At 65.4% G+C, this 24316-nt stretch carries 24 protein-coding genes; 8 read left to right on the forward strand and 16 right to left on the reverse strand.

Annotated features, from left to right (window positions below):
* Positions 1 to 200: 200 nt before the first annotated feature.
* From Q1W26_RS17360 to Q1W26_RS17385, 6 genes are read right to left on the reverse strand one after another with little or no spacing between them, the layout of a single operon-like run.
* Entirely contained in the window at positions 201 to 1379 is a 1179-nt protein-coding gene (locus Q1W26_RS17360; protein ID WP_300442749.1) for an acyl-CoA dehydrogenase family protein, read from the reverse strand.
* A 17-nt stretch (positions 1380 to 1396) separates the two neighbouring features.
* On the reverse strand, positions 1397 to 1771 hold the full coding sequence (locus Q1W26_RS17365; protein ID WP_300442751.1) for a DUF6285 domain-containing protein: 375 nt from the start codon (positions 1769 to 1771) through the stop codon (positions 1397 to 1399).
* Entirely contained in the window at positions 1764 to 2825 is a 1062-nt protein-coding gene (locus Q1W26_RS17370; RefSeq protein ID WP_300442753.1) for a phosphotransferase family protein, read from the reverse strand. Before Q1W26_RS17370 ends, Q1W26_RS17365 begins: the two co-directional genes overlap by 8 nt.
* A 44-nt stretch (positions 2826 to 2869) precedes the next feature.
* A complete protein-coding gene (locus Q1W26_RS17375) occupies positions 2870 to 4264 on the reverse strand; it encodes an NAD(P)(+) transhydrogenase (Re/Si-specific) subunit beta (protein ID WP_300442755.1) in 1395 nt (464 codons plus the stop codon).
* Positions 4261 to 4557: an NAD(P) transhydrogenase subunit alpha gene (locus Q1W26_RS17380; RefSeq protein WP_300442757.1), complete on the reverse strand. Its 297-nt coding sequence runs from the start codon at positions 4555 to 4557 to the stop codon at positions 4261 to 4263. Before Q1W26_RS17380 ends, Q1W26_RS17375 begins: the two co-directional genes overlap by 4 nt.
* 16 nt (positions 4558 to 4573) lie before the next feature.
* Complete coding sequence (locus tag Q1W26_RS17385; RefSeq protein WP_300442759.1) at positions 4574 to 5698, reverse strand: NAD(P) transhydrogenase subunit alpha; 1125 nt, start codon at positions 5696 to 5698, stop codon at positions 4574 to 4576.
* A 397-nt stretch (positions 5699 to 6095) separates the two neighbouring features.
* On the opposite strand from Q1W26_RS17385, the gene Q1W26_RS17390 reads away from it, so the two are divergent.
* The 7 genes from Q1W26_RS17390 (at position 6096) to Q1W26_RS17420 (ending at position 11748) form a co-directional block, all read left to right on the forward strand.
* Entirely contained in the window at positions 6096 to 7280 is a 1185-nt protein-coding gene (locus Q1W26_RS17390) for an acetyl-CoA C-acyltransferase family protein (RefSeq protein WP_300442761.1), read from the forward strand.
* A 27-nt stretch (positions 7281 to 7307) separates the two neighbouring features.
* Entirely contained in the window at positions 7308 to 8156 is an 849-nt protein-coding gene (locus tag Q1W26_RS17395; protein WP_300442763.1) for a 3-hydroxybutyryl-CoA dehydrogenase, read from the forward strand.
* A gap of 92 nt (positions 8157 to 8248) precedes the next feature.
* On the forward strand, positions 8249 to 8950 hold the full coding sequence (locus Q1W26_RS17400; RefSeq protein WP_300442765.1) for a histidine phosphatase family protein: 702 nt from the start codon (positions 8249 to 8251) through the stop codon (positions 8948 to 8950).
* 50 nt (positions 8951 to 9000) lie between these two features.
* A complete protein-coding gene (locus tag Q1W26_RS17405; protein WP_300442766.1) occupies positions 9001 to 9783 on the forward strand; it encodes an SDR family NAD(P)-dependent oxidoreductase in 783 nt (260 codons plus the stop codon).
* Positions 9784 to 9968: 185 nt separating this feature from the next.
* A complete protein-coding gene (locus Q1W26_RS17410) occupies positions 9969 to 10748 on the forward strand; it encodes an enoyl-CoA hydratase-related protein (protein WP_300442767.1) in 780 nt (259 codons plus the stop codon).
* A gap of 2 nt (positions 10749 to 10750) precedes the next feature.
* Positions 10751 to 11278, forward strand: coding sequence for a VOC family protein (locus tag Q1W26_RS17415; RefSeq protein ID WP_300442769.1), 528 nt, complete (start codon positions 10751 to 10753; stop codon positions 11276 to 11278).
* Positions 11279 to 11541: 263 nt separating this feature from the next.
* Positions 11542 to 11748 carry a hypothetical protein gene (locus Q1W26_RS17420; protein ID WP_300442771.1) on the forward strand — a complete coding sequence of 69 codons (207 nt, stop codon included), beginning with the start codon at positions 11542 to 11544 and terminating at the stop codon, positions 11746 to 11748.
* An 87-nt stretch (positions 11749 to 11835) separates the two neighbouring features.
* Here the strand turns inward: Q1W26_RS17420 and Q1W26_RS17425 are convergent, their stop codons facing one another.
* Genes Q1W26_RS17425 through Q1W26_RS17470 form a run of 10 tightly spaced genes read right to left on the reverse strand, consistent with a single transcriptional unit; the run spans position 11836 to position 22466 of the window.
* Entirely contained in the window at positions 11836 to 12549 is a 714-nt protein-coding gene (locus Q1W26_RS17425) for an SDR family NAD(P)-dependent oxidoreductase (protein ID WP_300442773.1), read from the reverse strand.
* Positions 12546 to 13469 carry a DMT family transporter gene (locus tag Q1W26_RS17430; protein ID WP_300442775.1) on the reverse strand — a complete coding sequence of 308 codons (924 nt, stop codon included), beginning with the start codon at positions 13467 to 13469 and terminating at the stop codon, positions 12546 to 12548. Before Q1W26_RS17430 ends, Q1W26_RS17425 begins: the two co-directional genes overlap by 4 nt.
* A gap of 3 nt (positions 13470 to 13472) precedes the next feature.
* Entirely contained in the window at positions 13473 to 14432 is a 960-nt protein-coding gene (locus tag Q1W26_RS17435; protein ID WP_300442777.1) for a PDR/VanB family oxidoreductase, read from the reverse strand.
* Positions 14433 to 14459: 27 nt separating this feature from the next.
* Positions 14460 to 16106 (reverse strand): AMP-binding protein, encoded by a 1647-nt coding sequence (locus Q1W26_RS17440; RefSeq protein ID WP_300442778.1) that lies wholly within the window; start codon positions 16104 to 16106, stop codon positions 14460 to 14462.
* 12 nt (positions 16107 to 16118) lie between these two features.
* Entirely contained in the window at positions 16119 to 17210 is a 1092-nt protein-coding gene (locus Q1W26_RS17445; protein WP_300442780.1) for an acyl-CoA dehydrogenase family protein, read from the reverse strand.
* Entirely contained in the window at positions 17207 to 18400 is a 1194-nt protein-coding gene (locus Q1W26_RS17450) for an acyl-CoA dehydrogenase family protein (protein WP_300442782.1), read from the reverse strand. Before Q1W26_RS17450 ends, Q1W26_RS17445 begins: the two co-directional genes overlap by 4 nt.
* Entirely contained in the window at positions 18397 to 19428 is a 1032-nt protein-coding gene (locus Q1W26_RS17455; protein WP_300442784.1) for an NADP-dependent oxidoreductase, read from the reverse strand. The genes Q1W26_RS17450 and Q1W26_RS17455 overlap by 4 nt, the downstream gene beginning before the upstream one ends.
* Complete coding sequence (locus Q1W26_RS17460) at positions 19425 to 20822, reverse strand: aromatic ring-hydroxylating dioxygenase subunit alpha (protein ID WP_300442786.1); 1398 nt, start codon at positions 20820 to 20822, stop codon at positions 19425 to 19427. Before Q1W26_RS17460 ends, Q1W26_RS17455 begins: the two co-directional genes overlap by 4 nt.
* A gap of 36 nt (positions 20823 to 20858) precedes the next feature.
* A complete protein-coding gene (locus Q1W26_RS17465; protein ID WP_300442788.1) occupies positions 20859 to 22010 on the reverse strand; it encodes a thiolase family protein in 1152 nt (383 codons plus the stop codon).
* Between the two features lie 21 nt (positions 22011 to 22031).
* Positions 22032 to 22466: an OB-fold domain-containing protein gene (locus Q1W26_RS17470; protein WP_300442789.1), complete on the reverse strand. Its 435-nt coding sequence runs from the start codon at positions 22464 to 22466 to the stop codon at positions 22032 to 22034.
* Positions 22467 to 22897: 431 nt separating this feature from the next.
* On the opposite strand from Q1W26_RS17470, the gene Q1W26_RS17475 reads away from it, so the two are divergent.
* The gene (locus Q1W26_RS17475; protein ID WP_300442791.1) at positions 22898 to 23974 is read left to right on the forward strand and encodes a nuclease-related domain-containing protein; all 1077 of its coding nucleotides are present in this window, start codon (positions 22898 to 22900) and stop codon (positions 23972 to 23974) included.
* Positions 23975 to 24316 lie beyond the last annotated feature (342 nt).

The raw sequence follows: 24316 nt of genomic DNA on the forward strand, positions 1-24316 counted from the left end.
AATAATACAAGGTCGGGTTAGCCCGCAGGGCGTAACCCGACACCAACATGAACATTGATGGACACGTCCGATGTCGGGTTACGCTGCGCTAACCCGACCTACCCAAGCTTTGATCGAAGTCCGTGGGCGACTTCAGTCGCCCCAACAGAAAATCATCCGTAGCCATTCCTTGTCGCAGCCAGCGCCGCCGGGCGATGCGCTTACGCGCCGTGTCGGGCCTTGGGCTCTTTAAGGATGTTGCGTGCCAGGCTCCAGCGGTGCACTTCGGACGGGCCGTCGTAGATGCGGAAGGCGCGCATGTCGGACCAGATGCGGGCCACGATGGTTTCGGCGGTGACGCCCTGGCCACCCAGCACCTGCACGCAGCGGTCCACCACCCGCCATTCGGCCTCGGAGCAGATCACCTTGGCCATGCTCGATTCGTTCTTGCCCTTGCCGCCCTGGTCCAGCACCCACGCGCAGTGCCAGATGGCCAGGCGGCTGGTGTGCAGGTCCATCTCGTTGTCGGCCAGCATGAAGCCGACGCCCTCGTGTTCGCCAAGGGCTTTGCCAAAGGCCTGGCGGCGGCGCGCGTAGGCGCTGGCCACGTCATGGGCCCGCCGGGCCTGGCCCAGCCAGCGCATGCAGTGGGTCAGCCGCGCGGGCGCGAGGCGCACCTGGGCATAACGAAAGCCCTCCCCTACCTTGCCCAGCACGTCGCTGGCCGGCACGCGCAGGTTGTCGAAGCGCACCACGCCGTGACCGCCGGTGAAGCAGGCATCCAGCGCGTCCATGCTGCGCTCGACGGTGATGCCGGGCGCGTTCATGTCGGACAGGAACATCGTGGCCGTGCCGTCTTCCATTTTGGCCATGATGATGGCGTAGCTGGCCCCGGTGGCGCCGGTGATGAACCACTTGCGGCCGTTGATCACGTAATCGTCACCGTCCTTGACTGCAAGGGTTTGCAGCATCGACGGATCGGCACCGGCGCCCGGGTCGGGTTCGGTCATGCAAAAACAGGATCGGATCTTCCCTTCCACCTGGGGCTTGAGCCAGCGATCCTTCTGCGCCTCGGTGGCGACGGCTTCCATCAGGTGGATGTTGCCTTCGTCCGGCGCGGCGATATTGAGCGCGGTCGGGCCGAGGGTGGAATAGCCGGCTTCCTCGAAAACGATGGCCTTGGCAAAGTGATCCAGCCCAAGGCCGCCCAGCTCCACCGACGCATGGGGCGTCAAGAGGCCGGCGGCCTTCGCCTTGGCGACCAGCTCGTTGCGGAGTTCCTCGGTCGGGCCGTGGGACGTGACGCGGGGGTCTTTCTCGAAGGGGATGATTTCCTCGGCGATGAAGCGCCGGGTCTTGTCCTGCAAGGCCTTGAGTTCGGCCGGGATGTCGAAGTTCACGTTCTGTCTCCTGTGGCTCAGTTCAGGCCGGCCTGCTTGAGGTATTTCGGGTTGGACACCCGCAGGCGGGCCGTCACTTCGGCCAGCAGCAGTTGGCCGACGGTGTCGAGGCGGGCATCGAAGCGGCCGGCCCGCAGGTCATGGGCCAGGTGTCCGGCCAGGGCGTCCATGCCTTCGTCCGGTGCGGCGCTGCCGTAAAGCTCGTGCAGCAGCGCGGCCTCGGCCTTGTGCTGGCTGTCGTCGGCCTGGATTTCGCGCATGGAAATGGCCAGCGCATTGGCGGCCATCAGCGCGGTGTAATGGTGTTCCTTGGGCAAATGGGGCAGCAGCTCGTTGAGCAGGCCCTCACGGGCGATCTTCAAGAGTTCGGCGGCGGTGGGCAGGCTACGCATGGCGGGCACGCTCCTTTTCGATGGTCTGGATTTCCTGGATCAAGTCCAGTTCGATTTCCGGCAGCATGCGGCCGGTTAGGGCCAGTTCCAGCGAAGGCTGCTCACCGGACACATGGCGTTCGGCCTGCATCAGGGCGATCACCGCCCAGCGCATGATGCCCATCACTTCCCAGTAGGGCAGCAGCGACAGATCCACGGGCTTGCCCGCAATGGACGCGTAGCCGCGGGCCAGGGCCGCCGTGCCGCCAACGCCGCCGACTTCATGTTCCCAGGCGCCGAAGCGCCAGCAGCGGGCGCACAGCCAGCCCAGGTCTTCCATCGGGTCGCTCCAGCCGGCGAACTCCCAGTCGAGCACGGCCGACAGATGCTTGTCCTCGACCATGTAATTGCCGGTACGAAAATCGCCGTGGGTCAGCGTTGTTTCGGTGCTGGCCGGGGCGTTGAGTTCCAGCCAGCGCAAGGCCCATTCGAGCGTCGGCTGGGGGCGGCCGATGGCGTCGATCAGGCGCCGATATTCGGCCACCCGGGATTGGGCCGGCGTGCCGTCGGGCATTGGCAGAAAATCGAGCGACGCGACCGGCGGCCGCACCGTGTGCAGCTTGGCCAGCTCGCCACCCAGCTCGAAAAGCAGGGCATCCCGCTCGTCGGTGGTGAGATCGCCCCGCACCAGCGGCCGGGCCGCGGCCGAACCGCCGGCTTTGCGCATGAGATAGAAATCCTTGCCCAGCTCGCCGGCATCCTGGTGCAGCCAGAGGGGCTCGGGCACCTTCACGCCGGCGGCAAAAGCCACCTTCAGCACCGCGAACTCCTCGGCGCGGCCCAGGCTCACCGCCAGGCTGGACGGCGAATCGGTGCGCAGCACCAGTTCGTGGCGCCCGGCCCACGGCCCGCCGGTGATCGTCAGATCGAGGGCCAGGTTTTCCTGGATCGCCCCGCCACCAAGGCGTTTGCAGCTATGAATCTCGACTCCATCCGCGCCGGTTTCCTTTTTCAGGAAGGCGGCGGCGAAGGCGGCGATGTCCGGCGTGCCGGTTGTTTCCTTGTTCGCGTCCATTGAAACTCCTCTCCTTTATGGGGTGTTTTTTTCGTGTTGCTGCGTTAAACCGACATGGCCTTCACGTGCTGGATGACTTCACCAATCGCCTGCTGGGCCGAGCCGTACAGCAAGCGGGTGTTGTCCTTGTAGAACAGCGCGTTCTCGATGCCCGAGTAACCCGTGCCCTTGCCGCGCTTTACAACGATGACGTTCTGCGCCAGATCGGCGTTGAGAATCGGCATGCCGAAGATCGGGCTGGATTTGTCGGTGCGGGCCGACGGGTTCACCACGTCGTTGGCGCCGATCACCAGGGCCACGTCGGCCTGGGCGAAATCACCGTTGATCTCTTCCAGGTCGAAGATCTTCTCGTAGGGCACACCGGCCTCGGCCAGCAGCACGTTCATGTGGCCGGGCATACGCCCCGCCACCGGGTGGATCGCGAACACCACCTCGACGCCCGCCTCTTCCAGCATTTCGGTCATTTCCCAGACCTTGTGCTGGGCACCGGCCACCGCCATGCCGTAGCCCGGAATGATGATGACCTTGCTGGCGTAGCGCATCATTGCCGCCGCATCCATCGCGCCGATTTCCTTCTGCTCGCCTTCCACCGCCTCACCGCCACCGGCAGCTGCCATCGGAACGAAGAGAATGTTGCTGATCGGACGGTTCATGGCCTTGGCCATCAACTGGGTGAGCAGCGTGCCCGCTGCGCCGACGACGATACCGGCGATGATCAGTGCCGGAATGCCCATCACGAAGCCCTCGAAACCCACAGCAAGGCCGGTAAAGGCGTTGAACAGGGAAATCACCACCGGCATGTCGGCGCCGCCGATGGGCAGCGTGATGACCATGCCGAGGATCAGCGCGAGCACGAAGAAGGCGCCAACCAGCATCGGATCGATCTGCGGAGCGATCACGATGGCCGCGCCAAGCCCGACCGTAGCGAGCGCCAGCACGATGTTCACCGCATTCTGGGCAGGCAGCCGGAAGGCCGACTTCATCACCCCCTGCAACTTGGCCCAGGCCACGACCGAGCCGGAAAACGACACTGCGCCGATCAGCGCACCCAGCGTCGCCAGCAGCGTGATCACGACACCATGCATCTCGCCGCGGGCAAATTCCACCGCCGCAATGGCCGCCGCCGCGCCGCCGCCCATGCCGTTGTAGATGGCGACCATCTGCGGCATGTCGGTCATCGCCACCTTCTTGCCAGACACCCAGGCCACCACGGTACCGATGGCAATGGCCAGCACCATCAGGCCGAAGTTCTGCATGCCGGGCCAGGCAAAGGTGACCACCGTGGCGGCGATCATCGCGTAGCCTGCCCACACCACCCCGCGGCGGGCGGTAACGGGTGAGCTCATGGCCTTGAGGCCGAGAATGAAGACCACCGCCACCGCAAAATAGGCCGCGTGGATGAAGCCGAGAACCGGAAACTGCGAGAAATGTGCGCTCACTTGGTGGCCCCCTTCTTGCCCTTGAACATGGCCAGCATGCGTTCGGTCACCACGTAGCCGCCGGCCGCGTTGGCGGCGCCGAGCAGCACCGCGGCAAAGCCGATGGCGAGCTGCAAGGGTTCGGCCGGATCGGCGTTGCCGAGGGCCACCATGCCGCCCACCAGCACCACGCCGTGCACAAAGTTGGAGCCGGACATCAGCGGGGTGTGCAGGATCACCGGCACGCGGGAAATCACTTCATAGCCGGTAAAACCGGCCAGCATGAAGATGTAGAGGTAAGCCAAACCTTCCATGGTCGTTTCTCCAGGTTTAAAGGCCGAGGGCCTGGCGGACGCCGGCGTGTCGTACCGCGCCGTCGTGGGTAAGGCAGGCGCCGGCAATCACTTCGTCTTCCCAGTCGAGGGACAGCGCGCCGCTCTTGATGAACGGGGTGGCAAAGTTAAGGAAGTTCTTGGCCAGCATTTCGGAGGCGTGGGCCGGCATGCGGCTGGCGATGTGGGTGGGGCCCAAAAGCAGCACGTCGTTCACCCAGGTTTTTTCGCCGGCCACCGTGCCTTCCACGTTGCCGCCGGTCTCAGCGGCCATGTCGACCACCACCGAGCCAGGCTTCATGCGCGCCACCATGTCGGCGGTGATGATCACCGGCGCCCTGCGGCCCGGGATCGCCGCGGTGGTGATCAGCGCGTCGCACTGGGCAACCGCCCGGCCGAGGCGCTCGGCCTGTCTGGCCTTTTCCTCGTCGGTCAGCTCCCGGGCGTAGCCGCCGGTGCCGGCCGCCGACACGCCGGTATCCACAAACTTGGCGCCAAGGGATTCGATCTGCTCGCGGGTTTCCGGGCGCACGTCATAGGCTTCGACCATCGCGCCGATGCGCTTGGCGGTGGCAATGGCCTGCAGGCCGGCCACGCCGGCGCCGATCACCAGCACCTTGGCCGGGCGGATGGTGCCGGCCGCGTAGGTGAGCATCGGAAAGAAGCGCGGCGAATGGTCGGCGGCGATCAGCGCACATTCGTAGCCGGCCACCGCGGCCTGGCTGGACAGCACGTCCATGCTCTGGGCGCGGGAGATGCGGGGCAGCAGCTCCAGGGCGAAGGCGGTGATCTTGCGTCCGGCCAGATGGCGGGCGCGTTCGGCGCTGCCCCAGGGCTGCAGCATGCCAAGCAGCACGGCGCCCGGCTTCATCGCATCCACCAGTTCGGCAGACGGAGGCTGTACGCACAGCACGATGTCGGCGCGGGCAAAAATCTGCTCGACCTGGTCGACGAATTCCACGTCGGAAAAGTCTTCGTCGCGGTAATGGGCCTGGCGGCCGGCGCCCTTCTGCATGAGCACCTTGGCGCCAAAGGCCAGGTATTTTTTGACCACGTCCGGCACAACAGGCAAGCGCCGTTCGCCGGACAGGGTTTCTGCTGCAATTCCGATGGTCAGGGACATCTGCCGCTCTCTTGTTGTGGTGATCCTCCCGCTGGAGCCGGTGCGTCTCCCGTGGCCGGGGAGAAAGATCCGGGTGGCTGCGGTGGGCGACCACCCGGATGAAGCTGCAGATAAGCGCTAGGGAGAGAAATACGCTTAAAGCAGGGAGACACACCTTGCGACACACAACAAAAACAAACCGTCGTGTTCGTTTTTAATAGTAAGCATAAAAATCCGGCCTGCCAAGCTCTTTCGATCAATTTGTTGTGTGCTTTGCCAAAACGCTGCCCGGCTTGCGCCAGCACGTGAACGCCCGCTCATTAAAAACCATCAAACTTGTTTTTTTGATAAGATCTGATCACACCCGGCCCTGCTGCCGGAATGCAGCACATCACCCACCCAAGGAACGGACTCCATCATGACGCAGCGTGAAATCCTCGTAGTCGGCACCGCCCGCACCGCCATTGGCACCTATGGCGGCAGCCTCAAGGACACTCCCCTCAGCCAGCTCGCCACCACCGCAGTCAGCGCCGCGCTGGCCCGCTCCGGTGTCGACGCCGCGGAAGTCGGCCATGTGGTGATGGGCAACGTGATCCCCACCGAACCCCGCGACGCCTACCTGAGCCGCGTGGCCGCCATCGACTCGGGCATTCCCATCGAAACGCCGGCCTTCAACGTAAACCGCCTGTGTGGTTCCGGGCTCCAGGCCATCGTTTCGGCGGCCCAGTCGATCCTGCTGGGTGATACCGACATCGCCATCGGCGGCGGCGCCGAGGCCATGAGCCGCGGCCCCTACATCCTGCCGACCCTGCGCTGGGGCGCGCGCATGGGTGACACGCCGGCTCTCGATTACATGAACGGAATCCTCCACGACCCGTGGCAGAAGTTCCACATGGGCGTCACCGCCGAAAACGTCGCCGCCCGCTACGGCATCACCCGCGAAATGCAGGACGCCCTCGCCCTGGAAAGCCAGCAGCGCGCCGTTCGCGCCATTGCCGAAGGCCGTTTCCGGGACCAGATCACCCCGGTTGAAATCAAGACCCGCAAGGGCATGGTGGCCTTTGACACCGACGAGCACGTGCGCGGCGACGTGAGCCTCGAAGCCCTGAGCAACATGAAAGCCATCTTCCAGAAAGGCGGCACCGTAACGCCGGGCAACGCCTCCGGCCTCAACGATGGCGCGGCCGCCGTGGTGCTGATGGAAGCCAGGCGCGCGGCAACGTTGGGCGTCAAGCCGCTGGCCCGCCTGGTGGGCTATGCCCACGCCGGCGTCGAACCGGCCTACATGGGCATCGGCCCGGTTCCGGCCACACGCCTCGTGCTGCAGCGCACCGGGCTGCGCATCGAGGATCTGGACGTCATCGAGGCCAACGAGGCCTTTGCCGCCCAGGCCTGCGCAGTCACCCGCGAACTCGGCCTCGATCCGGCCAAGGTGAACCCCAACGGCTCGGGGATTTCCCTCGGCCATCCGGTCGGCGCCACCGGCGCCATCATCACCACCAAGGCCATCGCCGAACTGCACCGCAGCGGCGGCCGCTACGCGCTGGTGACCATGTGCATCGGCGGCGGCCAGGGCATCGCCGCAATCTTCGAACGCATTTAACAACACCCCCGAACAAGGAGACGAAGCATGGCAATCAAGACAATCGGAGTGATCGGTGCCGGCACCATGGGCAACGGCATCGCGCAGGTGTGCGCAGTGGCGGGCCTGGACGTGGTGATGGTGGATATATCGGCCGACGCCGTTCAGCGCGGGCTGGGCGTGGTGGCGGGCAGCCTCGACCGGCTGCTCAAGAAGGAAAAGATCACCCAGGCCGACCGGGATGCCGCCGTCGCCCGGATTCGGGGCTCCACGGCCTACGCGGATCTGGCCGGCGCCGATCTCGTGATCGAGGCGGCCACCGAGAACGAAGGCCTCAAGCTGCGCATCCTCAAGGAGATCGACGCGATCGTTTCACCGGCCGCCGTCATCGCCAGCAACACCTCGTCCCTGTCCATCACCAAGCTTGCCGCCGCGGTGTCGCATCCGGATCGGTTCGTCGGCATGCACTTCTTCAATCCGGTGCCGCTGATGGCCCTGGTCGAACTGATTCGCGGCCTGCAAACCTCCGACGCCACCCTGGCCGCGGCCCAGGGTTTTGCCGCCACCATCGGCAAAACCGCCATCGTGGCCAGAAACAGCCCGGGCTTCGCGGTGAACCGCATCCTGTGCCCGATGATCAACGAGGCCATCTTTGCGCTGCAGGAAGGCCTTGCCAGCGCCGCCGACATCGACGAAGGCATGAAGCTCGGCTGCAACCACCCCATCGGCCCCCTGGCCCTGACCGACCTGATCGGCCTTGACACCATGCTGGCAGTGATGGAAATGTTCTACGCCGGCTTCAACGACCCCAAGTACCGGCCTGCGCCGCTGCTCAAGGAAATGGTGGATGCCGGCTACCTCGGTCGCAAGAGCGGCCAGGGTTTCTACAGCTACTGACCCGCCCCCGCGTCCCGCCGTTGCCCGGTGAGCCGGGCGCGGCAGACCTCCGGGGCAGCCCCCTGCCCCGGCCAACCGGAGCCCTCCACCCTATGCAAGGCCTTCCCGGCAACCGCCGCCGCATCTACCTGATGCGCCACGCCCAGGTCAGCTATTTCGACGCCAGCGGCAATCCCTACGACCCGCGCAGCGTGCCCCTCACCCCGGCCGGCCGCGATCAGGCCCGTGCCGCGGCCGAAATGCTCGGGGGCGTCCCCTTCGATCTGGCCCTGTGCTCGGGCCTCGCCCGCACCGTCGAAACCGCCCGCATCGTGCTGGGCGAACGCACCCTTCCCCTTGCCGAAGAGCATCGCCTCAAGGAAGTCCGGGCTGGCCGCCTGCGCGAGATTCCGCCCGAACACCAGGAGCGGGAAATCGCCTACGCCTACGAAACCGCCCACGATCCGGACGGCGCCTTCATCCGCGGCGAGGCCTGGCGCGACCTGGCCACCCGCGTGCACGCCGCCTGGAACGATCTGCTCGCCCGGGACGACTGGCGCACTGCGCTCGTCGTGGCCCACGACGGCGTCAACCGGGTGCTGCTGACGCACGTGATCGGCGCCGACATCGCGGCCATCAAGGCTTTCGAGCAAGATCCGGCCTGCGTCAATATCATCGAAGTCGACCTCAACGCCGGGCGCCTCGAGCGCGCCTTCCTGCGCGCCGTAAACATCGCCCCCTACAATCTCACCCGCCACGACCAGCCCCTGATGGTGATGGAGAAGATCTACCGGGACTACCGGGCCCGGGGCTAGAAAGGCCCCCACCAAAACCTGCCCAAAAATTCAAAGGAGCGAGACAAGCAATGAGCACCCATCAAAGACTCGGCGGCCGTGTGGCCATCATTACCGGCGGCGCCTCCGGCATTGGCCGGGCCACGGTTGAACTGTTCGCCGCCGAAGGCGCGTCGGTCGTGGCCGTGGATCTGCCCGGCTCGGCCATCGCCAGCGTGCATGCCGGCAACCCGAACATCGCCGCGCTGGCGCTCAACGTCACCGACGCCGATGCCCCGCAAAAGATGGTCGCCCTCGCCCTCGAGAAGTTCGGCGGGCTCGACATCCTCTTCAACAACGCCGGCATCGTGCCCGTCTCGCCGGTATCCGCAATGCCCGACGACGACTGGCTGCGCACCTTCGAAGTCAACGTGCATGCCGTGATGCGCACCTGTCGCCACGCCATCCCCGTGCTGATCGAACGCGCCAGGACCACCGGCCGCGGCCGCATCATCAACACCGGCTCGATCCTCGCCCACTTCACCGACCACAGCTGCGGTGCCTACGCCGCCTCCAAGCACGCTGTGGCCGGCCTCACCAAGACCATCGCCAAGGAAGTCGGCCGCTTTGGCATCACCGCCAACTACCTGCTGCCGGGCGCCATCGAAACCGGCATGACCGCCGGCCTGTTTGAGATCCCCGAAGTGCGCGCCCAGTGGGAGCAGGCCGCCGCCGTCAAACGCCTCGGCCGCCCCGAAGACATCGCCCGCGCGGCCCTCATGCTGGCCAGCGACGACGCGGATTTCATCACCGGCCACGGCCTCGTCGTCGATGGCGGCGTGACCCTCACCGCCGGCCCCCAGTTGCCCATGTAGGCCATGAAAGCCTGAGTAGGTCGGGTTAGCCCGCAGGGCGTAACCCGACATCGGACGTGTCCATCAATGTTCATGTTGGTGTCGGGTTACGCCCTGCGGGCCAACCCGACCTACCCGTGCTGAAGTCGCCCCAACACAGGCACAACAGCGCACCTGCACCTGACGCAAAAAAAGGAGACAACACCATGAGCGACACCCCCATCATCGAAACCCGCGAAGGCGGCGTTCATCGCCTGCACTTCAACCGGCCCAAAGTGCTCAACGCCATCGACAGCGCTACCGCCCAGGCCCTGCTGGCCGCCGTCCGCCGCCTGCAGGCCGACCCTGAAGTGCGCGTCGTCATCCTCAGTGGCGAGGGCCGTGCCTTCATGGCCGGCGGCGACATCAGCCAGTTCCGCGACGATCCGGCCTCGGTGCCCGCCACGCTGATCGAACCCCTCAACGCCGCGCTGGCAATCCTCACCACGCTGCGCGCGCCGGTGATCGCCAGCATCCAGGGCCCGGTGGCCGGCGCCGGCATGAGCATGGCCCTCGCCTGCGACCTGATCGTCGCGGCCGACACCACCCGCTTCAATTTCGCCTATGTAAATCTCGGAACCTGCTGCGACCTCGGCGCCTCCTGGAGCCTGCCGCGCACCGTCGGCCTGCACAAGGCGCTGGAAATCGCCCTGCTCTCCGACCCCATCGACGCCGCCGAAGCCCTGCGCCTCGGCCTCGTCAACCGGGTCGTGCCGGCCGACAGCCTGGCCGACGAAACGAACACGCTGGCCCGCCGCCTTGCCGCCGGCGCGCCCATCGCCCAGGGCACCCTCAAGCAGCTGATGCGGCGCTCCTTCGAGCGGGATTTTGCCGGCCAGCTCGAAGCCGAACGCCAGGGTTTTGCCACCTGCGCCGCCACCGCAGATTTCAAGGAAGCCGTCGACGCCTTCCTCGGCAAGCGTCCGGCCACCTACAAGGGCTGCTGAACATGGCGCTGCCGATCCGCCAGATCGCCTACTTCGTCCCCGACGTGCGCGTGGCGGCGGCACGCCATGCCGCCCTGTTCGGCTCCGGCCCCTACTTCGTCGCGGAGCACATCCCGCTGCGCAAGGCGCTGTACCGGGGCCGCGAAGGCCGGCTCGACCACAGCTCCGCCTACGGCCAGTGGGGCGAGCTGATGGTCGAGTTCGTCCAGCAGAACAACCCCGGCCCGTCGGCCTTCCACGACATGTACCCGGAAGGCAGCGGCACCGAAGGCATCCACCACGTCGCCCTGTTCGTGGACGACCTGCCCGACGCCATCGCCGCCCACCAGGCCGCCGGGCGCGAGATCGCCCTCTACGCCGAAATGAACGACGGCTTTGCGTTTGCGATGGTCGACACGGTGGCCGAGTACGGCCACATGATCGAGCTGTACAGCCCCACCGACGCGCTCACCGGCTTCTACGCCTTCGTAAAAACCGCCGCCGAGGGTTTCGACGGCACGGACCCTGTGCGGGATATCCGCTTCGACTGAGCTGGGCAGACATTGCTCTCAACTTAACGCCAAACCCCTTGGCCAGTTGAAGGGCGCTGGGTCCGTCGTCGGGAAGTCAGCGCCCAGGCGTTCAACAAGGCCCGAAGCGGGTTTTCGGCGGACGTGTTCCGACTCGCCGGCCGGCACCTGCTGGCGCTGGCCCAGCCGCAGATCGATGCGGTGCGCTGGAATGTCACGGACAAGCTCTATCTACGATAGTCAGGTCTGGAACTCGTTCCGGGCCTTTATTAACGGTGGTGAACATGAAAACAGCTAACACTGAACACTGGTCGGCGGAACTGGTTCGCATCGGCAATCAGGCAGTGCGTGGGGCGCAAACCCGGAACGCCGCAGCTACCCAGCAGGTGCTCCTGGTCGAGCGCCTTCGTGCCGCAATCGCGCGCCTTAACCCGCAGCTGACCAGCGCCGCCTGGGACGAAGCGCTGCAATCAGGGCGCGTGGGCGACTGAAGTCGCCACTACAAAGTGTGCGGCTATTAACCCGGCTCTGCCTCTGCCTTTCGACACACTTAGAGCGAACGGATCTTTCTGGTTCTGCTACCAGGTTTCGCCAAACGGCCGCAGTTCATGGAGAAAGCTCCACGCGCTGCGGTCCTGGTGGGCCAGGTGCCAGACCTCACCGGCGATGGCGGCCGGCTGCATGAAGAAACTGTCCGGCTGCGCGGCAAAGGCGCGGCGGGTCCATGGCACGTCGATCACCGCGTCGATGACCACGTAGGCCACATGCACCCCCTGCGGCCCGAGTTCCCGGGCCATCGATTCGCACAGGATGCGCTGGGCCGCCTTGGTGGGCGCCAGCCCGGCAAACGGCGCCCGGCCGCGCTGCGATGACGTGTTGCCGGTGACGATGATGGCGCCCGCGCCGGCGGCGATCATGTCCGGCGCCAGCGCGCGGGCCAGGTGCAGCAGGGCCATCACGTTGACCTGGAAACCCCGCTCCAGCAGCGACGGGTCCATGTCGAGGAAGGAGGCTCGACCGCCCGCCACCGCGTTATGGATCAGCACCGCGGGAGTGCCGAGTTCGGCCCGCACCCGGGCCAGCACCTCGGCCACCGCCGCGCTGTCGCTCACGTCGCAGGCAAAGGCCCGGGCATCGGGGAGTTCCGCCTCCAGTGCGGCCAGCCGGCTCGCGTCGCGGGCCAGCATGGCCACCCGGTAGCCGCCGGCCACGAAGCGCCGCACCAGGGCCGAGCCTGTGCCCGGCCCGACGCCGGTGATGAGCGCCACGGGCTTCTTGTCGCTTGAATTCATGATGTTCTCCGTTTGAGGAAGGCCGGCAGCGCCGGCAGGCCCCGTTGATGCAGGAACAGGCCTGCACTGATCGTTGCGGCCCCGGCCCACACCTGGGCCGGCAGCGCTTCGTCGTTGAAAAAGCGCCCCAGAAACAGCGCCAGCAGCGGCGTGACGACGGTGATCAGGGCCAGCGCCGCCGCGTCCATGTGCTTCATCAGATAGTAGTAAAGCGCAAAGCCGAGCACCGAACCGAAGACGCCCAGATAGGCAATCGCCAGCACACTGCGCAGCGGCAGGCTGGCCGGCCAGTGGCCGTCGGTGATCAGCCAGGCGAGGCCGAAGAGCGGCAGCGAGACCAGCATCACTCCGGCGGTGATGGCCAGCGGCGGGGTGTGGCCGGCCACGCGCTTCATCCACACCAGGCCCGCCGAGTTGATGAAGACCGCCAGCAACACGGCGGCCAGTCCGATGCTGGCCTGCGGGCTGCCGAGGCCCTGCCCGTCGCCAAACACGATCACCAGCCCGCCCAGCGCGAGCAGCATGCCCACCACGCGCACCGGCGTCAGCGCACGCTCCTTCAGCCACAGCACCGCCATCACGCTGGTAACCAGCGGCGACAGGCCGAAGATCACCGAAAGCAGGCCGGAGTGGATGAACTGCGCGCCCCAGTAGGTGCACAGCATGGTGCCGAATAGGCTCGTGCCGCCGACCAGATAGGCCGGCCACACCTCCCGCCGCAGCGGAAAGCCCACGCCGGTGGCCAGCAGCACCAGCACCGCGCACAGCAGCCCGATGAGCATCCGCGAGAAGACGGCGAAGGCGAAGCTGCCGCCCTCGAGGCTCCAGTTGATTGCCAGCGGCGTGGTGGACCACAGCAGGACCACCGCCAGCCAGGCGGCAGGCACGGACGCGGGGCGCCCGGTGGCGGGGCCGCTCATGCGCTACAGATCGAGAACAAGCAGCTTGCCTTTGGCGCGGGAGCAGCAGGGCATGAACTGGTCATTGGCGGCTTTTTCCTCGTCGGTGAAGTACTGGTCGCGGTGGTCGATCTCGCCGTCGAGCACCCGGGTCAGGCAGGTTCCGCACACGCCCTGCTCGCACGAAACCTCGATATTGACGCCGGCCTCGCGCAGGGCCACCACCACGGTCTTGGTGGGCGGCACGGTGACGATCTTGCCGCTGCTGGCCAGCTTGACATCAAAGCTGCCATCGAGCGAGGTATCCACCTTCTGGCCGGCGAAGTATTCAAAGTGCACGCGCTCCTGCGGCCAGCCCAGCGTTGCCGCGCCCTGGGTGACAAAGTCGATGAAACCGCCCGGGCCGCAAACATACAGGTGGGTGTCGGCCGCAGCCCCGGCGAGCACCTCGGCGAGCTTGAGCTTCTGGTCGGCATCGCCGTCGTCGTAATGAAAATGCACCCGGTCGGCAAAGCGCGAGGCGCGGATGCGCTCGACAAAGGCGGCACGGTCGGCCGAGCGGGCGCAGTAATGCATCTCGAAATCGGCCCCGCTCTGGGCCAGGCGCTCGGCCATGCACAGGATGGGCGTCACGCCAATGCCGCCGGCAAAAAGCAGCGAGCGCCCCGCCGGCACCAGCGCAAAGTGGTTGCGCGGCGCGCTGATGCGCAGCACCTGCCCTTCCTGCAGCAGGTCATGCACCGCCGTGGAGCCGCCCCGGGATGCGGGGTCGCGCAGCACGCCGATCAGGTAACGGTGGGATTCGGTGGGGTCGTTGCACAGGGAATACTGGCGTACCAGGCCGGGCTTCACCTCCACGTCGATGTGGGAGCCGGCGCTGAAGGGCGGCAGGCTGGCGCCTTCCAGCGGGGCCAGTTCCAGTGAAACGATGTCAGTGGCCTCGACAGCCTTGCGGCTGATGCGAACCGAGATTTGGGTGTCCATTGTGCTTCTCCTTCAGCCTTGTCGGGCCTATGCCTCGAGGCGCTGGCGAATGTCGGCGCGCAGGCGGTCCTTGCGAATCTTGCCCGAGGCAGTGCGCGGAAAATCCTCCACGACCACCAGGCACTCCGGGTATTTCTGCCTCGCGACGCCGCTGGCGGCGACAAAGCCCAGCACGCTGTCGAGGTTCAGCTTCTCGTCGCCGGGCCTGGCGATCACGTAGGCGCACAGGGTTTCGCCGAGGCGCGCGTGAGGCATCGCAACCACCGCGGCCTCGCGGATCTGGGGCATGCGGTGAAGAATGTCCTCCACTTCCTTGGCGCTGACCTTTTCGCCGCCCCGGTTGATCAGATCCTTCTTGCGCCCGGTAACCACGATGGCACCTTCCTGGGTCACGCGGCCCAGGTCGCCCGTGGCGAAGAAGCCCTCCGCGTCGAAACTGGCCGCAGTGGCGTCCGGGTCGCCGTAGCCCAGGAACATGGACGGCCCGCGCACGCAGATTTCACCCTCCTGGCCAAAGGACAGCGGATGCCCTTCGTCATCGAGGATGCGCACTTCGTAATCGGCGATCCGGCCATCGGTGGTGGCGGCCAGTTCCATTTCGCCCTCGCCGCAAAAGCCAAGGGTGGTCAGCGGCACTTCGCTGGAGCCATACACCCGGAAGGCGCGGCACTGCTCAAGCACCTCATAGGCCTTGCCGATCAGGGCCGGCGGCACCTCGGCGCCCCCGCAGGCAAAAACCTGCAGGCTGGGCAGGCGACGCCCGGTTTTTTCGGCGGCACCCAGCAACTCGTGAAGAAAGGGCGTGGCGCCGACGCTGGCGGTGACCCGCTCGGCATCGATCAGGTCAAGGGCCTCGTCGGCGCTCCAGCGTTCCATGAAAACCGTGCGGCTGTCGCTGCAAAAGGGCAGCTCCATGCCGCTCTGGCCGGTAACGTGGGTTACCGGCGAGGCCATCAGCAACACGTTGGCGATGCCGGCAATGTCCGAACCCCGCGACCAGGTTTCAAAGGCCCGCTCGAGGCGCAGCGGCCCGGTGTTGTGGGTGTGCAGCACGCCCTTCGGCCGCCCGGTGGTGCCGGACGTGTAAAGAATCATCTTCACCGCGTTGGCGTCCACCTTGGGGCGTTCGGCCAGGCGCCGGCCTTCGCCCACCAGGGCGTCGTAGCTGCCGCTCTCGCCGCCGTCGCTGCGCACCGGAATGTGCAGCCTGAGGCGCGGCAGTTCCGGCGCCAGGCGCTGCATCATCGCCGCGTACTCGAAACCCCGGTAACTGGCCGGATAGAACGCGGCCTTGACGCCGGCGTCGGCCAGCATGAAGGCCACTTCGGTGTCCCGGTAGATCGGCACGATGGGCGCCACGACCAGGCCCAGCATCGTCGTGGCGAGGTCGATGACCACCGCCTCGCGCCAGTTGGGCAACTGAAAACTCACCACGTCGCCCGCTTCCAGCCCACGCTGCTGCAGGGCGGCCGCAAGCATCTCGGCCTCGGCCAGCAGTTCGCTGACCGTGCAGCGCTGCTCGCCAAAAACGTGGGTGACCCGCTCGGGATCGCGGGCCGCCAGTTCGTAGGCAAAATCGGCGAGGGTCTTGCCGGGCCAGTCGCCACTGGCGGTGTATCGCTGAATCAGGGCGTCGTCGAGGCGCACCTGCCAGCCGCTTACGTCCGTGCGCATGCTGCTTCTCCCTCAGGCCGCCAGCGCGGCGTCCACGAATCGCCCGAAATGAGCATCACGATTGCCGAACAGCGCGGCATTCACCATCAGGCGGCGGAAGTAATGACTCACGTCCAGCTCGTCGGTCACGCCAAGGCCGCCGTGCATCTGCACGGCCTCGTTGCACACCTTGCGGGCGGCGTGCACCACGTAGGCCCGCGCGCCGCTGACGATGCGCGTGCGCTCGGCCGCCGGCCCTGCCAGAGCCTGCTGGGCCGCGGCGGTCAGGGCGCGGATTTCCTCCTGCAGCAAAAGGCAATCCACCATGCGGTGCTGGAGCGCCTGGTTGCTGCCGATCACGCGGCCGAACTGCTTGCGCACCTTCAGGTATTCGGTGGTGATGTGCACCAGGCTGCGCACGATGCCGAGGCTCTCGGCACACAGGACCACGGCGGCCTCGTCGCGGATATCGGCCAGCGCCGCGTCGGCGCGGGTGCCCGATTCAGGCTGCAGCAGCTCGGCCACGGCCCCATCAAAATCGACGATGGCCGCACCGCGCCCATCCACCAGCTTGTGCGTGCGGCGGCTCACGCCGGCGCCAGCGGCATCGACGAGCACCACCACGGCCTCGCCACGGGCGGCGTCCTGCGCCGAAACCAGCAGCTTGCCGGCGATGTCGCCGTGAAGCACACCGAGCTTGCGGCCGCTGAGCCGGCCGTCCGCAAACACGCAGGGCCTGGCCGCGTCGTCCTCATCGGCCAGGGCCAGCACCAGCGAACCGTCGGCCAGTTGGGGCAGCAGCGCGGATTTTTGCGCATCCGAGCCCAGCTTGAGCAGCAGGCCGGTGCCAACAACGCTGCTGGCGAGCAGCGGCTCCATCAAAAGGCGGGCGCCGACGATCTCCATGATCGCGCCGACGGCAACGGCGTCGCCATCGAGGCCGCCGTCTTCCTCGGGCAGGCGCAGGGCCAGAAAGCCGAATTCGGCAAAGTCGCTCCAGGCCTTGCGGCTGTAGCCTTCGGGCGTATCGAGCACGGCCCAGCGCTGCTGGAAGCTGTAGTTGTCGTCGGCGTAGCGGGCCGCGCTGTCGCGCAGCATGCCGATTGTTTCGAGATCTGTTTTCATAAGCCCAGCACCACCTTGGCAACGATATTGCGCTGGATCTCCGACGAGCCGCCGAAGATGGTTGCAGCGCGGTTATAGAAATGGTCCTTCAGGATGCCGCCGGTGTCGTCCGGCCCCAGCGGCGGCAGGCCGGCGCTGTGAAGGGTGGCGATATCGACCGCGACACCCGCCGCGCCAAGGGCTTCGACGAGGGTTTCCATCACTTCCTGGTAAAGCTCGGTGCCGCGCAGCTTGATCAGCGAGGCCTCGCTGCCATTTTCGGTGCCGTCCACCATCGCCGTCACCGCTTGGTAGGCGGCCAGCTCCAGGGCCATGAAGCGCAGTTCGTACTCGCCGATGCGGTTGCGCATCAGCGGCTGATTGATCAGCGCGACACCATTCACCCGCGTGTCGCGGGCGTGCTTCTTGAGGCGGTCCAGCACGTGCCACGCCCAGCCGACGATGGCGCCGGCAGTGCGTTCGTTCTTGAGCAGGAACTTGGCGTAAGTCCAGCCCTTACCCTCTTCGCCGATCAGGTTTTCGGCGGGCACCTTCACGTCTTCCAGCCACACTTCATTCACATGCTCGAAGCCGTCCATGGTGCGGATCGGCTTGACCGTCACGCCCGGGCTCTTCATGTCGATGAGCAGAAAGGAGATGCCGGTCTGGGGCTTGTCGTCCCGATCGGTGCGCACCAGGCAGAACAGCCAGTCGGCCCACTGGGCGTAGGTGGTCCATACCTTCTGACCGTTCACCACGTAATGGTCGCCGTCCTTCAAGGCCATGGTGCGCAGCCCGGCCAGATCGGAACCCGCGCCCGGCTCGGAATAGCCCTGAGCCCAGAACTCCTCGGTGGTCTTGATGCCCGGCAAAAAGCGCTGCTTTTGCGCGTCGGTGCCAAAAGCGTAGATCACCGGGCCCACGTACTTGACGCCGAAGGGGATCACCCACGGGCAGCCCAGGCGGGCCAGTTCATCCTCGAAGGCGAAGCGCTCCAGCGGCGACCAGCCCTTGCCGCCCAGCGCTTCGGGCCAGTGGGCAACCGACCAGCCCTGCTTGTCGAGCAGGCGCATCCAGCCAACGTAGTCTTCCTTGCTCAGCACCTGGTGGCGGTGGGCCTTGTCGCGCAGATCAGCGGGCATCACGGTGGCGTAAAAATCGCGCACCTCCTGGCGCAGGCGCTCGGCCTTCGCTCTCAGTTCCTGGGTCATTGCGTGCCCTCTTCCGAAATTTTCACCAACTGGACGCCCTGATTCTTCCCGTGGAAGACGCGGGTCATCGCCTCGACGATCTTGTCGAGGCCGTCCAGCACTTCGATCCTGTATTTCAGGCTGCCGTCGGCGGCCCAGTCCTGCAGCGTGGCGATCACTTCGGCGTAGCGATGGAGGTATTCGCTCACCAGAAAGCCTTCCATCCGCGCCGCCTTGTTCACCAGCTGCATCAGCGCTGCGGTGTTCTGGGTGACGCCGCCGTTGTAGCTGGACACCAGCCCGCACAGCACGACGCGGCCCTTGTTGCGGAGGCGTTCGATGATCATGTCCATCACCGGGCCACCGACGTTTTCGTAGGCGATGTCGATGCCCTCCGGGCACAGGGCGTCGAGCCGCGCGGCAACGTCCTCGTGCTTGTAGTCGATGACGTTTTCGATGCCGCACTCGTCCCGCAGCCAGGCGCACTTATCCGCCCCGCCGGCAATGCCCACCACCTTCAGGCCGAGCTTCTTGCCGATCTGGCACACCAGCGAGCCGACGCTGCCGGCGGCGGCCGTCACCACCAGGGTTTCGCCCGCCCTGGGCTTGCCGATTTCGGTCAGGCCGCAGTAGGCGGTGAGGCCCTGCACGTCGAGCACCGAGCGGTAGGCGGCCAGCGGCACGCCGGGGCGCGGCTGGATCTTTTGCAGGTGCACAGCCGGGGCGATGGACCATTCCTGGCAGCCGCCCAGGCCATTTACATAATCGCCGGGCGCCAGCGACGGATCGCGGGACGACTCGACCACGCCGAGGGTGATGCCGGTCATCACCTCGCCCAGAACCTGCGCCGGGAAGTAGGTGTCCTTCTCGTTCATCCACAGGCGCATGGAGGGCGGAATGAGCAGGTAGAGGTTTCTCACCCGCACTTCGCCCTCGCCCGGTTCGGGCAGCGGGCTGTGGGTCACCTCGAAGTGTTCGCGGCCGACCTCGCCCGTCGGGCGGCTTGTCAGCCGCCACTGGGTGTTCATCGCAGGGGCGCCGGTGCTCACTTGCCACCTCCGGTGCCAAGGTACTTGTCGAGGGTCTGGTGGTGGTGGCGGATGCGGCTTTCCTGGTAGCTGGCGAGGCTCACGGCACCTTTTTTCGAGGCCTTGAGGCCCTTGGTCATCGCGCCCAGGTTGCGCATGTCCTGGTCGAACACCGGCCCGAGGGCGCCCAGCTCAGAAGCCGCCGAGAAGGGCTGGTCGTCCGGCAGGCGGTTGAGCCTGGCCGGCGCCGGCGGCACTTCGCCTTCCTTGTGACGCCACAGCAGCATCACGTCGAAGATGCAGCTTTCGTGGTTGTCGCCGTCCGGAATCACCCGATAGACGATGTTGCCGCAGTAGCCCGACCAGATCTGGGTGTTGGGGAAGATCGAGTACAGGATGGCGTCCTGCAGTTCGGCCAGGGTGGCGTGGGAAAGATCACGACCCGAGGCTTCGCCGAAGATGCTGCGATTGAGCTCGCCGATGTACTGGCGGGTGGTCTGGCCCTCGGGCAGCGTGTGGGCGTCGGCGTTCGAATCGGCCATGCGGCCGGATTCCGCCAGAATGTCATGGAGCACCAGCGGCTCGACCACACCTTTGGTGTGAGAGCTGGGCACGGCCATCGGGGTGACGCTGCGGCTGATGTTGTCGCCGTACATGTCGTACTGGCTGTCGCAATCGCCGGTAAAGGTAAGGATCTGCGGGTGGGTCACGTGGGCGTGCATGGATTCCATGAACGCCTCCTGGGCCACTTTCCAGTTGGTCGCCACCCGGCGCTGCACGTGGGCGATGATCACCGAGCGCTCGAAGGCGTAGTCGCGGAAGTGCTGGGGCAATTCGTTCAGGTAATCGGCCAGCGGGGGGGCGTTGTCGTCCAGGTTGATGAACACGAAGCCCAGCCAGCTTTCGACGCGAACCTGCGGCAGATCGTTGTTCTGCCCTTCGATGTGCTTGAAATCCCAGGCACAGGGAATGCTTTCAAGCTTGCCCTTCAGGCTCCAGGTAAAGCCGTGGTACGGACACTTGAGCTTGCCGACGGTGCCCCCGTCCATGCGCAGCGCCCGGCCGCGGTGCAGGCACGAGTTGTGAAAACCGCGGATCACGCCATCGTCGCCGCGCATCACGATGATGGAGTTGTCGATGATGTCGTACACCAGGTGATCGCCGGCCTTGGGAATCTGCTCTTCACGGCCGACGAACTGCCAGGTGCGGGTCCACATCCTGGTGGCTTCGAGGCGATGGAATTCGCGCGAGGCGTAGCGATCGACGGACAGGTCTTCATTGCTGAAGCCCGGATAGTGCTCGGCCAGGTAATCGGGCACGGGCACGGTTTCCTGCTTCAGCAGTGTCTGGAACAGCTTCGGGTCGCCGGCCTGATCCTGGGGCAGCAGCGTGAATTTTTCTTCGGGTTTGTTCATGTCTTTGTCTCCTCTTTTTTGTATGTAGGAAAGCGCTCAGCCGGCCTGAAGGATCGTCACGGCGCTGACGCCGGGCGCGCCATAGACGTGGGTGTAGCCGAGCCGCGGTGTATCCGCGACCTGGCGCTGCCCGGCCTGCCCGCGCAGCTGGGTGCAGATCTCGATGACCTGGCGCAGGCCCGAGGCGCCCACCGGCTCGCCGTTGGCAAGGCAGCCGCCGTCGGTGTTGATGGGCAGGCGGCCGTTGATCTCGGTGGCGCCCGAGCGCAGCAGGTGTTCCTGTTCGCCGTGCTCGCAAAAGCCGTTCTCGGCGATGTGGATCAGCTCCGAGCCGCTGTCGGTGTCCTGCAGCTGGATCACGTCGATATCGCCGGGGCCGACGCCGGCCAGCTCGAAAGCGGCGCGGGACGCCATCACGGTGGGCGCCGGCGATTGCTGCGCGGCAAGGCCGGGGTTGAACACTTCGAAGGAGCCGTGGTGGCGGGTGCGCATCACCGCGGCCTTCACGATGACCGGGTTGGCGGTGAACTTGCGGGCATGCTTTGCGCTGCACAGCACCAGCGCCGCGCCGCCTTCGGCCGGGTTGCAGAACATGTACTTGCGGAGCGGCAGGTTCACCGGCATCGACTCGGCGATCTCCTCATACGAAAGCTCCCGGCGGCGCCACGCATGGGGCGTCAGCGCGCCGTTGCGAAAGGCGCGCTGGGCAATGCGCACCAGGGCGTCGTCGGTAATGCCGTGCTCGAACATGTAGCGCTGGGTCTTGAGGGCGAAGAACTGGGTCGTCAGCATCAGGCCGGTTTCGCCATACCAGTCTTCGAGGCCCCAATCTTTGGGGCGCGGGTTGAAGGCGCCGCGGGGATGCTTGTCGAAACCCACCGCCACGCCAATCTCGGCCATGCCCGACTGGATCGCGGCGATCACGCTGGCCAGCGCCGAACCGCCGGTGGCGCAGCCGTTGGCCACGTTCACAAAGGGAATGCCGGTGAGGCCCAGGTGGTTTGACAGCGCATCGGCATTGCCGCCGTCCTGGCTGCCACCATAGGCGACGCCAACCTGCTTCCATTCGACGCCCGCATCCTTGAGCGCCTCCCGCAGCGCGTAGGCGCCCTGCTGCTGCCCGGACAGGCCGTCGGTGCGCCCGAAGGGGTGCAGGCCGACGCCAATGATCGCGACTTCGTTATCCATGATGTGTTTCCGGAAAAGGGCTCAGGCCGCGGGGGCGAAAGCGTAGGTAAAGACAGGCGCTTCGCCGGGCACCTGGCGGTAGGCCTCGAGCGTGAGCACCATCGGCATGCCGATCCTGAGCGCGGCCGGATCGGCAACAGTCAGGCGGCTTTCCACCTTCACGCCGGACGGCATCTCCACGTAGCCGACGCCGTAGGGCTTGAAATCGGCTTCGGATTCGCCGCCGTTGTAGGGCGTCTTGGGCTGAAAGCCCTGGATCGTCCAGGACCACAGCAAGCCTTCGCTGCCGAGCGTGAAGGGCTCCATGTCGATGGCGCAGCAGCGGGTGCAGCCCTGGCTGGCCGGAAAGTACACCTCGCCGCAGTTGCGGCAACGGCTGCCCATCAGGGTCGGGTGCCCGCCGTTCAGCTCAAGCTGGTCGGGACAGGCGAGTTTCGGGGGAGTATCGAGCGTCATTCAGGCCAGCCTCGCTTTGTATAAAACAATCAATCCTGTTTGTTATGGTACAGGAAAAGATTCGCAGGTAAAGGGGCTTGTGCGGAAATTTCGTGTGCGAGCGGATTTCGGTTCGAACCGAAGTCCGACGCTGCCCCGGCTGACGGAGTCAAGCTTGCTGCAACAGCCTTGGTGGGGCGCTCACGCGAGGCGAATTGGCACCCACAGCCGCCGGCTTGCGCAGGCGCCCCGGGCTACGCACGGCCATCGCCTGCCGCAGCTCATCCAGCTATTACATAAAGCCATGTCATTTGGGCATGGCACATTGCTCTGCTACCCTAATCGGATACGTTTGAAAAGTGCAGTATTACCAACCCGTCATCCGCAAGGCATGCAACGCGCAGGCGTACGATTAGGGCCTGCCGATTAGTGAATACAGATTGCCCCTGTCCATGATCCTGAAAGAAACCGACGCCAAAAGCGTCCACCTCGTAGAACTCGCCTCCCTGCTTACCAACCCCCGCGTGCCGCCAGACAAACAGGCGCTCATCGAACGGGAATTGAAGTTCATGCGGGCGGGCATGAAGGGCGAAAGCGAATCCGCCTACGACATCGACTTCTATAGCGGGGCGCACAAAAACCGCATCGTGATCCACGACCTGCGCCTCGAACACAATGGCCGGGTCGCCCAGATCGATCACCTGATCCTGAACCGCCTGCTGGAAGTGTATGTACTCGAAACCAAGCACTTCAGCGAAGGCGTGTCGATTAACGAGCAGGGCGAGTTCTCAATCTGGTTCGGCGGCAAACCCCGCGGTATCCCCTCCCCTCTTGAACAGAATGACCGCCACATCGAAGTGCTCAAGGACGTTTTCAAGACGATCCAGATGCCCACCCGCATGGGCTTCCGGCTTCAGCCCAGTTTCGAATCGCTGGTGCTGGTTTCCAAGAACGCCCGCATCGGCCGCCCAAAGACCTTCAAGACGGATCGCGTGCTGAAATCGGATCAACTCGAAACGTGGATCGAGAAGAGCGTCGAAACCGGCTCACCGCTGATCATCGCCAAGATCGTCAGCCTCGAAACCCTGGCCGAAATCGGCCGGCAACTCCTTGCCCTGCACAAACCGCTGATGCCGAACTACAAGGCGAAGTTCGGTATCACGGAAGAGATGCTGCAGCCGGTAGCGCCGCCGCCAGTCGTGGTCCCGGCTCCGGCTCCCGCACCTGCGCCTGCCCGTGAGATTTCCGAAGAATCCGCGATTGCACCGGCTGTCGAGGCGACACAAACCAAACTGACCTCATCGAAACTGGCCCAGAAGCTGGGGATAAAGACGTCGGAATTGATTGAACGGTTGGTAACGCTCGGATTGCTGGAATTGCGGGAGGGGAGAACCTTCATTACGCAGAAGGGCAAGGAGGCGGGTGGGGAGTTTCGGGTGAGTCCGAGGTTTGGGGCTTATTTTTTGTGGCCGGAGGGGTTGGGGCATACCGTTATACACAAGTCCTTTGGCATGTCTAATTCTCATTAAAAACAATGACTTGCCATTTTGCATATTTTTCGTCAACTTTACCTTCGCTTCCCGTAAAAACAAGCACTTACGCGAGCAAGTGGCTATGCCGAATGAGTTGTGTATAACGGGATGGGGTTGGGGGTGTGAGCGTGCGGAGTTCGGAGAGTTGGCTATTCGACCGGAGCTACCGTTTACGCCGTTCGCGATGGACGACAGCTACCGACACAAAGCTGACGTAATTTAGTTGCATCGTGCGGCCCGACGGCTATCACCCTTCCGTCAGTGTTTTTCTACATGAAAGCAAGAAAGCTTCTGCATCTAATTCCTCTATTATTGACAATATCTTTCCAGGTAATTCTG

Origin of the sequence: Zoogloea sp. (assembly GCF_030157465.1) — a bacterium.
In the GTDB taxonomy this organism is placed as follows: Bacteria; Pseudomonadota; Gammaproteobacteria; order Burkholderiales; family Rhodocyclaceae; genus Zoogloea.